The sequence below is a fragment of the Rhodoferax sp. P2_H8_2 genome (genome assembly GCF_056403235.1).
The window spans coordinates 41,185-50,705 of the sequence record NZ_JBFUFW010000014.1 but is presented as its reverse complement, the minus strand read 5'-3'; the positions used below and the strand labels follow the sequence as shown (position 1 = coordinate 50,705).

At 59.6% G+C, this 9,521-nt stretch carries 10 protein-coding genes and 1 pseudogene; 6 read left to right on the top strand and 5 right to left on the bottom strand.

The features are described 5' to 3' along the window. Positions 1 to 2 precede the first annotated feature (2 nt). Positions 3 to 233: pseudogene (locus tag AC1DV6_RS18140) on the top strand (IS21 family transposase); the annotation flags it as partial. Here the strand turns inward: AC1DV6_RS18140 and AC1DV6_RS18135 are convergent. The 3 genes from AC1DV6_RS18135 to AC1DV6_RS18125 all read right to left on the bottom strand — a co-directional run bounded on the left by AC1DV6_RS18135 (position 177) and on the right by AC1DV6_RS18125 (position 2,895). Continuing rightward, a complete protein-coding gene (locus tag AC1DV6_RS18135; protein ID WP_477979949.1) occupies positions 177 to 1,049 on the bottom strand; it encodes an Arm DNA-binding domain-containing protein in 873 nt (290 codons plus the stop codon). The pseudogene AC1DV6_RS18140 and the gene AC1DV6_RS18135 overlap by 57 nt on opposite strands. Before the next feature lie 434 nt (positions 1,050 to 1,483). Further along, positions 1,484 to 1,723, bottom strand: a complete 240-nt coding sequence (locus tag AC1DV6_RS18130) for a hypothetical protein (protein WP_477979947.1) — start codon at positions 1,721 to 1,723, stop codon at positions 1,484 to 1,486. A 194-nt stretch (positions 1,724 to 1,917) separates the two neighbouring features. Beyond that, complete coding sequence (locus tag AC1DV6_RS18125) at positions 1,918 to 2,895, bottom strand: NADPH:quinone oxidoreductase family protein (protein WP_477979946.1); 978 nt, start codon at positions 2,893 to 2,895, stop codon at positions 1,918 to 1,920. Between the two features lie 122 nt (positions 2,896 to 3,017). On the opposite strand from AC1DV6_RS18125, the gene surE reads away from it, so the two are divergent. The 5 genes from surE to rlmD all read left to right on the top strand — a co-directional run bounded on the left by surE (position 3,018) and on the right by rlmD (position 8,162). Beyond that, positions 3,018 to 3,785: a 5'/3'-nucleotidase SurE gene (gene surE / locus AC1DV6_RS18120; RefSeq protein WP_477979945.1), complete on the top strand. Its 768-nt coding sequence runs from the start codon at positions 3,018 to 3,020 to the stop codon at positions 3,783 to 3,785. Continuing rightward, positions 3,782 to 4,543 (top strand): protein-L-isoaspartate(D-aspartate) O-methyltransferase, encoded by a 762-nt coding sequence (locus tag AC1DV6_RS18115; RefSeq protein WP_477979943.1) that lies wholly within the window; start codon positions 3,782 to 3,784, stop codon positions 4,541 to 4,543. Before surE ends, AC1DV6_RS18115 begins: the two co-directional genes overlap by 4 nt. A 12-nt stretch (positions 4,544 to 4,555) precedes the next feature. Then, positions 4,556 to 5,434 (top strand): peptidoglycan DD-metalloendopeptidase family protein, encoded by an 879-nt coding sequence (locus AC1DV6_RS18110; RefSeq protein WP_477979941.1) that lies wholly within the window; start codon positions 4,556 to 4,558, stop codon positions 5,432 to 5,434. A gap of 127 nt (positions 5,435 to 5,561) precedes the next feature. Beyond that, positions 5,562 to 6,470, top strand: coding sequence for a sigma-70 family RNA polymerase sigma factor (locus tag AC1DV6_RS18105; RefSeq protein ID WP_477979948.1), 909 nt, complete (start codon positions 5,562 to 5,564; stop codon positions 6,468 to 6,470). A gap of 192 nt (positions 6,471 to 6,662) precedes the next feature. After that, on the top strand, positions 6,663 to 8,162 hold the full coding sequence (rlmD, locus tag AC1DV6_RS18100) for a 23S rRNA (uracil(1939)-C(5))-methyltransferase RlmD (RefSeq protein WP_477979939.1): 1,500 nt from the start codon (positions 6,663 to 6,665) through the stop codon (positions 8,160 to 8,162). Here rlmD and AC1DV6_RS18095 read toward each other — a convergent pair whose 3' ends face one another. Both AC1DV6_RS18095 and AC1DV6_RS18090 read right to left on the bottom strand, forming a co-directional pair. After that, positions 8,163 to 8,543: a hypothetical protein gene (locus AC1DV6_RS18095; RefSeq protein ID WP_477979937.1), complete on the bottom strand. Its 381-nt coding sequence runs from the start codon at positions 8,541 to 8,543 to the stop codon at positions 8,163 to 8,165. A 121-nt stretch (positions 8,544 to 8,664) separates the two neighbouring features. Then, the gene (locus AC1DV6_RS18090) at positions 8,665 to 9,357 is read right to left on the bottom strand and encodes a Bax inhibitor-1/YccA family protein (RefSeq protein ID WP_477979936.1); all 693 of its coding nucleotides are present in this window, start codon (positions 9,355 to 9,357) and stop codon (positions 8,665 to 8,667) included. Positions 9,358 to 9,521 lie beyond the last annotated feature (164 nt).

Genomic DNA, 9,521 nt, shown 5'->3' with positions numbered 1-9,521 from the left:
TCATCAGACGTTGGGCACTGCGAGAACAGATGTCCATCCGTGAGATTTCCAGGCGTACAGGCCTGGCTCGCAACACCGTGAAGAAGTACCTGCGATCCGACGAGAGTGAGCCTAAGTACGCAAGCCAAACCCGGTCCAGCAAGCTCGATCCCTACGCCGAGAAGCTGGCTTTGTGGCTAGGAATGGAGGTCACGAAATCGCGGAAACAGCGGCGCAATTTGAAGCAACTCCACACAACCTGTTAACAGCATCATTTGCAGGCAAACTGAAATTGTCTGGTTCGGTATTTTCTGAACGGCGGAAAACCACGCTGCCAATTGTTCGCGTTGTAAAACGTCGGACTTGGTACTTGGCTTGCCCAATGCCTCGCGTGCCTTCTTGGTCTTGGCTGGATTCGTTGCCGCGAGCAGTGGGGCGTATGTAGGTTGTTCCGCACACCACGTTAGGAACACCGTCAGGAGTCGCCACGCAAGGCGCGCGGAAGACGGGCGGGTTGCCCCCTCAGACGCTGCCCACGCCTCTACTGTGGCTTGATCTAGGCTTCTCAGGGGCAAGGGCATAAGGGCGGCTAGTGGCCCCGGCTTGGTCAATTGCTTGCCACCACCACGACGACCTGAGGGCAGACCGCCAAGTTTGGCCTTGTCTATGTGGTCGCGGTAGTGAAGGTCACCCCAATATGGGCGACGTTGCTCTATGTAGGTTTGCCATACCTCGCCAACGGTAATCAAGGCCGTCCTATCGGCTTCGACCTTCACCGCATCGGCAATCCTCTTATTCGCTAGCGCTATTTGTCTGTCACGCTCTATTTCTCTAGGGTCATCGCCTGTGTCTAGAGTGACACGCAGCCTATTTGATTCTGCTCGTGCTGCGTCGATGTTCCATGCTCGTACATCGCCTATGGTGCGCCGGATATTTTGTCGATTTAGCTTGGCTTCAAAGACGAATGACTTCGCCCCGTTTGCTGTGACTCTTACGCGCAGGCCCGGTGCCTTAGCGTCACGCAGGAACACCTGTGACCTGTTACTAGGGCATGACAACCGATCAATCATCCCGGCAGTAATGTCGTGTGATTGGCTCAGGTCGGGCGCTACGTTTTTAGGTGTTCTTGCCATTCAGTGGTGCTCTGCTAGTTGGCAATAACCTTGCCATGTAGCCACCATGTAGCCAAATTTCCTCAATTTTGAGGAATTTAGATCAACATATCTGTTTCGGATATAGTTGTTAGGTGCAGTTAAGTTGTTGATTTATATAGATTTTATTCTCAGAATCAACGAAAGTCAACATCAAAAAGTCAGGATTGTGATTCCTGTTGTCGTGGGTTCGAGCCCCATCAGCCACCCCAAATAAACACTAAAAACCCCGCTATCGAAAAGATAGCGGGGTTTTTTCTTTGGTGCTGCTTGTTGCTTTCAACCTCTGGCTACCGAAGGCGGGTTTGGCTTTCACCCTTAGGGAGTCACCGTCGGGGAAAGCCGCCACATGGCTACTTGGCTACACAGCGAAACTGAATCTCCGCTGAAGCACGCGCGCCGGCGCTAGCGTCTTTCGTTGTGGCCTTTCCGGGCGCCATGGCCTGGCCCTTGCTGGCGCAAAAAGCGGTCGCCTGTTGCATGAACCTCACCTTGACGCCCGTGCCAGATGAGTCCGTGGCATTGCCCGGGCCGCCCAGCTTGTACAGGCCTTCGCTGATCTTGACTGGATCATCGGCGCTTGTTGTCGACATCGTCGACATGGTCGAGGTATTCGACGTGGGCGCTTTAGTCGCGCAGCCACAGAGGGCTGCGATCGAAAGAAAGAGGGCGATTCGGTTTTGCATGGCCCCAATGGTCGGCAACTTCGTAATGCAGTTCTGTGCGATATCGCGCAGTAAACCAGTTGAAACGCTGATCTCGCCGTAAGGGGCCAAGCCCTGCGCCGTCAGTCGTTGACCATCACCAGCTTGCCCATCACGCCGCGCGAGCCCATATGGGCGTACGCCGCCTTGAGCTCGGCCATGGGCATGGTGCGGTCAATCACGGGCTTGATCTTTCCGGTGCCATACCACTGCGCCAGTTCCATCATCATCGCGCCGTTGGCTTGGGGTTCGCGCTTGGCGAAGTCGCCCCAGAACACGCCGACGATGGACGCGCCTTTGAGCAATGCCAGGTTGAATGGCAGTGCCGGGATCGGGCCCGACGCAAAACCGACGACGAGATACCTGCCGCGCCATGCGATAGAGCGGAAGGCTGGTTCGGCAAAGTCGCCACCGACAGGGTCATAGATCACGTCAGGGCCTTTGCCGTCGGTCAGCGCCTTGATCGCATCGCGCAGGTTTTCGGTCGTGTAATTGATCGTTGCATCTGCGCCGATCTTTTTGCACAGGTCGCACTTCTCTTGTGTGGACGCGGCAGCGATGACGCGTGCGCCCTTGGCCTTGGCGATCTGGATGGCCGAGGTGCCTACTCCGCCCGCAGCCCCCAATACCAACACCGTTTCGCCCGCCTTGAGCTGCGCGCGGTCTACCAGCGCGTGGTACGACGTGGCGTAAATCATGATGAACGCGGCGGCGTCGACAAACGGGAAGCCGTCCGGCAGCGGCATGCACAGCGCTGCCGGCGCAATGGTGTGCGTGCCAAAGCCGCCAGTGCCGCTCAGGCAGGCCACGTTTTGGCCGACCTTGATGTGTTTGACGCCTTCTCCAACGGCTTCGACAACGCCTGCATATTCAGACCCTGGCACAAAGGGCAGAGGCGGCTTCATCTGGTACTTGTTTTGCACGATCAGGATGTCGGGAAAGTTCAGGCTGGCGGCCTTGATGGCGATCAGCACTTCGCCAGCCTTGGGCGCGGGCGTGGGCAGTTCTTTCCAGGTCAGGGCATCGACACCGGTGGGGTTTTCGCAAAGCCAGGCATGCATATCAAATCTCCAAATAAGTTCAGCGCATCATAGGTGGCGGGCAGTTGATGTGTCTCTGGAATTGTCCCGCGTGCGACCACAGAGCGGGCGCCGCCTACAATCCAGATTCACTCTGACGCACCATGAAAATTCTTATTTCCAACGACGACGGTTACCAGGCGCCCGGCATTGTGGCGCTGTACGAAGCCCTGAAAGATATTGCCGATGTGGAGGTGATCGCACCCGAGCAAAACAACAGCGCCAAATCCAACGCGTTGACGCTGCATTCGCCGCTGTATGTGCACCGCGCGGCCAACGGCTTTCGCTATGTGAATGGCACACCGGCGGATTGCGTGCACATTGCGATGTCGGGGCTGCTGGATTACCGGCCTGACCTGGTGGTGTCCGGCATCAACAACGGCGCCAATATGGGCGACGACACGATTTACTCTGGCACCGTGGGCGCTGCGATGGAGGGCTTTCTGTTTGGCGTGCCCGCGATTGCGTTTTCGCAAGTGGAGCGCGACTGGATCCATCTTGACTCTGCTGCCGCGAAAGCGCGCGAGCTGGTGCTGTCTATGCAGAAGCAGCAGATGATCACCGAGAAGCCGTGGTTGCTCAACGTCAACATCCCGAACAAGCCCTTTGCGGAGATCGGCAGTTTGAAGCTGTGCCGTCTGGGCAAGCGGCATGTGGCTGAGAAGGTGGTCGTTCAGAAAAGTCCGCGTGGCGAGACCATGTACTGGATTGGCGCGGCTGGCCCCGTGCTGGACGATGCCGAGGGCACGGACTTTCACGCGACGGCGCAGGGCCATATGGCGATGACGCCGCTGCAGATTGACCTCACGGACCACAAGAGCCTGAGCTATTGGGCGCAGACCGCGGCCCGCATTGTGCAAGCGACGCCATGACCGGTACCAAGCAGCGCCCCAGTTTTCCGGCGCGGATGGACGCCCGGCCCACTGCAGCCGCGCCACGCTCGCACAAATTGGCAGCGGCCGCGCCGCAGGGCGTAGGCATGGACTCCAGCGCCGTGCGCATGCGCATGGTGCAAAAGATTGCGGAACAGGGCGTGCAGGACACTATGGTGCTCTGTGCGATGGGAACGATAGAGCGACACCGCTTTGTCGATACCGCGCTGGCGGGCCAGGCCTATGAAGACACCAGCCTGCCGATTGGATTGGGGCAGACCATTTCCAAGCCCGGCGTCGTGTCGCGCATGATCGAATTGATGCGCAATGGACAAACCGGCAAGCTGGGCCGCGTGCTGGAGATTGGCACCGGCTGCGGTTACCAGGCCGCGGTGTTGAGCCTGGTGGCGGACGAGGTCTACAGCATCGAAAGGCTGCGCGGCCTGCATGACAAGGCGCGTGAGAATCTGCGGACCTTGCGCCTGCCCAATCTGCATTTGCTGTTTGGCGACGGTATGGTGGGCTATGCCAAGGGCGCGCCCTATGCGGGCATTATTTCGGCCGCTGGCGGCGAGGCCGTGCCCCAGGCTTGGGTCGATCAACTGGCTGTGGGCGGGCGCTTGGTGGCACCGGTTTCGCAGGGCAGCGGCCGGACCGCCAGCCAGGCCTTGCTGGTGCTGGACAAGACCCCCCAGGGCATCCGACAGAGTATTCTGGAGGCAGTGCACTTTGTCCCTCTAAAATCGGGTGTTGCCTGAAGGAAATTGCTTATGACCGGATTTGTTCGTCGTGGTGTGTATTCATTGGCCGTGCTGGCTGCTCTGGCCCTGGCCGGGTGCAGTTCCGTGTCCCTGAACCGCCCGCCTGTAGAAGATCGCGGTGGTGCTCAAAGCAAGCCGCAGGGCGCCACCACAGCCCCGCAACCAGTGGTCACGCCCATCCCAGGTGCTGAGAACGCTGGCAAGACTGGCTACTACACGGTCAAGCCGGGTGACTCGCTAATCCGCATTGGTCTGGAAGCTGGACAAAGCCACAAGGACATCGCGCGCTGGAACGCGCTGGAAAACCCCAACCGCATTGAAGTTGGCCAGGTTTTGCGTGTGCAGCCGCCCGTTGCCGAGACCGCAGCTACTACCAAGCCAGTCAGCAGCAGCGTAGTCGCTGGCGCGCCGCTGGTGAGTGGTGCGGCGAGCGCGCCGGTCAAACCCGCTTCCGCCCCCGTTGGCGCCGCCTCTGCGCCCGTGCCCCCGGCTTCCAGCGTGGCCAATGGCAGTGGTGACGATGACCTGAACTGGATCTGGCCCGCAAGCGGCGCCACGTTGACCGGTTTTGACGACACCAAGAACAAGGGTGTGGACATTGGCGGCGCAGCGGGCGATGCCGTGTTGGCCGCGTCTGATGGCCGTGTGGTGTACGCCGGAGCCAGCCTGCGCGGCTACGGCAACATGATCATCTTGAAGCACAACAACACGTATCTCACGGCCTACGCGCACAACCAGACCCTGCTGGTCAAGGAAGAGCAGACCGTCAAAAAGGGCCAGAAGATTGCCGAGATGGGCAACAGCGATGCCGACCGCGTGAAGCTGCACTTTGAGCTGCGCCGCTACGGCAAGCCAGTCGATCCCCTGAAGTACTTGCCACCAAGGTGATGTAGTGAAAACGCCCCGCGCATCCGACAAAGGCAGCAAGCCTGCCAGTCGGATGGCTGCGGTGGAGTTTTCACAGGATTCAGAGGAAAATAGGCCGCTAGCGCCCGAGGAACGTGCGCAGGCAGCTATGGAAACCATAGCAGACGAGGTTTCGCCTGATGTGCTGCGAGAGGCGGCTTCCGAAGAGTCTCCAGATGCATTGGCCGTCTACATGCGCGGCGTGCGCCGCACCGAATTGTTTACCCCCGAAGAAGAATTTGCGATGGCGACTCGCGCCCGCGCGGGTGATTTCGCGGCCCGGCAAAGCATGATCGAGCACAACCTGCGCCTGGTGGTCAGCATTGCCAAGGGCTATATGGGCCGCGGCGTGCCGATTGCCGATCTGATCGAAGAGGGCAATCTGGGCCTGATGCACGCGATCGACAAGTTTGAGCCCGAGCGGGGTTTTCGTTTCTCGACCTATGCGACGTGGTGGATACGCCAGTCGGTGGACCGTGCGCTGATGTACCAGGGCCGTGCGGTGCGCCTGCCAGTGAACGTGGTGCGCGAGTTACAGCATGTGCTCAAAGCCCGTCGTGTTTTGGAAAACGATGCTGACCTTGTGTCACGTCGGCCCGAAGGCATTCGCGTGGAAGACATCGCAGCATTGCTGGGGCGGCCTGCCACCGAGGTCGCTGAGCTGCTGGGCATGGCCGAGTCACCACGGTCGCTGGATGCAGCTTTAGACCGCAGCGGCGATGAGCAGACGCTGGGCGACAGCTTGGTGGATGAGTTGGCCATAGATCCCGAGGACCACGCGCATGCGCTGGAGGTCGATGTGTTGCTGGAAGAATGGGTCAGCACGCTAACCACCCGCGAGCGCGAAGTGCTGGAGCGCCGCTATGGCTTGCATGACCGGGAGCCCGAGACGCTGGATGTCGTCAGTGTGCACCTGGGACTGACGCGCGAGCGCGTGCGCCAGGTCCAAAACGAGGCCTTGCTGAAGATCAAGCGCAACCTGGCCCGCCGCGGCATTGCGCGTGATGCGCTCATGTGACCGCGAGAGCAACAAGTCCGCACTGGGCCGCCCCGAGCGGGCTTAGCCCCCTTGGGGCTGAAGGCTGCGGCTCCAGAGCCACCTGCGTGGCTCTGGACAGCCTGAAGAGCCCTTGCCTCTGGCAGGGCCTGATCAGCGACCCGCGAAGCGGCGGAGCGTGGGGGCTACGTCCATACCTGAGACAATTCAGGGATGACAGACGCTACCGTAATTCCCGCTGAACTCCCCCCTGAATCGCCCGTTATCGAATTGCCTGTTGATTCAGGCCCGGCCTTGCCCGACGGCTGGCTGCGCGTTAAATCGCTGGACCTTGAAGCCCAAGGCGTGGCCCACAAGCCCGATGGCAAGGTGGTGTTCATTGATGGTGCCCTGCCTTTCGAGGTGGTGAGCGCCAATATCCACCGCAGCAAGGCCAGTTTTGAAAAAGGTACGCTGACCACCATCCACCAGGAATCGAGCCAGCGCGTGCGCCCGGCATGCCCGCACTTTGGCCTGCAGCCCAACGCCTGCGGCGGCTGCAAGATGCAGCACTTGCACGTGGGCGCGCAGGTGGCCGTCAAACAGCGGGTTCTGGAAGACAACCTGCAACACATTGGCAAGCTGCGTTCCGAGAACATGCTGCGCCCGATCGAAGGCCCGGCCTGGGGCTACCGCTACCGTGCGCGCCTGTCGGTGCGCTTTGTGCGCAAGAAGGGCGCGGTGCTGATCGGTTTTCATGAGCGCAAGAGCCACTATGTGGCTGACATGCAAAGCTGCGCGGTGCTGGTGCCGCATGTAAGCAGGATGCTGATGCCGCTGCGCGCGCTGATCGCGTCCATGGATGCGGTGGAGTCACTGCCGCAGATCGAGTTGGCTGTAGGGGACGTCGCTGGTGGTAACTCGGAGGCCGCAACCGAAGTGACTGCGCTGGTGCTGCGCCATATGAATCCACTGAGCGATGCAGACTTGCAGCGCTTGCGCGAGTTCGCTGCGGTGAACCCCGGTGTGCAATGGTGGCTGCAAGCGAAAGGGCCGGACGCAATCATTCGGCTGGACGAGTTGGCGGGCCATGAGACCGGCCAGTTGGCTTACAGCCTGCCGCAGTTTGGCATCACGATGCCGTTTCGTCCGACCGATTTCACCCAGGTCAACCCACATATCAACCGCGTGCTGGTGCAAAAGGCGCTGGGCTTGCTGGCCGTCAAAAAGGAAGAACGCGTCATTGACTGGTTTTGCGGTCTGGGCAACTTCACGCTGCCGCTGGCAACGCAGGCGCGCGAGGTGCTGGGCGTGGAAGGTGCGGAGTCGCTGGTTGCCCGTTCCAGAGAAAATTACAAGGTAAATCAGGCTGCAGCGCCCGCAGGACAGGCGTGGGCAGCTACTAAATTTGTAGCGCGCAACCTGTTCGAGATGACGCCGGAGCTATTGGCTGCGGACGGTGCGGCTGACAAATGGCTGGTCGATCCACCGCGCGAAGGCGCTTATGCGCTGGTGCAGGCGCTGGCTGCGTTGAACCAGTCAGCCGAGTTGCGTGGCGACTGGACGCCGCCGCAGCGCATCGTTTATGTGAGCTGCAACCCTGCAACGCTGGCGCGTGACGCGGGTGTGCTGGTGCACGAGGCGGGATACCGCTGTACGTCAGCAGGGGTGGTCAACATGTTCCCTCACACGGCGCACGTGGAGAGCATTGCGGTATTCGACAGGATTAACTGATCAGTGGGCAGCCGTCTTGGGCTTGCCTTTGGTCTTGGATGCATCATCCGTAGCTTTGTCTGACTTGTCCGGTTTGGACTCGGCGATGACTTCTTCTATGGTGCCGTCTGCGCTCTTGGTGATCTTGGCCGGAATGCCTTCGACCTTGTTGTCCCGCATGTACTGGTCCATGTCTTTCCAGCCCGCGAATACCGCGGTCTTGGATGCCTTTTCATTGAGGGCATAGCAGTCTTCGATACTGCGCAAGCCAAAGCGGCAGGCACCACCAATCGCTTTGGCATCCGATTCCCGTTGAACGGCCTTGGGATCTTCCAGCAGTTTCTCAAGGTCGCACCCACCCAGTAGCAGGGCGATGGTGATGAGAAGGAGGCGTGCAGTCATGGGCAATGGAGTGGGACCTTCAGTCTATATCGACAATTTGCGCTCTGAGTTGATGGCGCATCTTGGATTGGATCCAAAGAAAAAGGCCCCAAAAGGGGCCTAATTCTGGATCGGTCTGCGATCAGTCGCGTTCGCCACCGAAGATGCCCAGCAGAGACAGCAGGCTCTGGAACACGTTGTACAGGCTCAGATACACACCCAGCGTGGCGGTGATGTAGTTGGTTTCTTCTCCGTCCCGGACGCGCTTCAGGTCATACAGGATGAAGGCCGAGAAGATGCCGATGACCAGCACCGACAGGGTAATCATCAGGCCGCTGCTCTGGATGAATACGTTGGCAATACCGGCAACAAACACCATCATCATGCCGATGAACAGGAACTTGCCCATGGACGACAGGTCGCGTTTGATGATGGATGACAGGGTTGCCATGCCCAAAAAGATACCGCCGGTTCCGGCAAAGGCCATCATGATCAGGCTGGCGCCGTTGCTCAGGCCCAGCACAGAGCCGACCAGACGCGACAGCATCAGACCCATGAAGAACGTGAAGGCCAGCAGCATTGGCACACCCGCTGCCGAGTTCTTGGTTTTCTCGATGGCGTACATGAAGCCGAACGCGCCAGCCATGAAAACAATCAGCCCAACCATGGGTGACATGGCCGCCGTGATACCGGTCGCCACGCCGAGCCAAGCGCCCAAGATGGTCGGGATCATGGACAGCGACAGCAGCCAATAGGTATTGCGCAACACCTTGTTGCGCTCAGCGGTAGACGCGTAGCCGTAGCCTGCGTCAATAGTGGTAACTTGTTCGTTCATGATGAAACTCCTTCTAGAACTGCATAGAGCAGATGGCCCCATTCTAGGGTTTATCAAGGGCGTAAACGGGTATCCCCAGGATTGGTCCGGTTTTGGGTCATTCAGTTGCAACCGAGAGTAGCGATTGCAGGGGCCAGGCAGCGGTATGCTTGTCGTATTCCAAC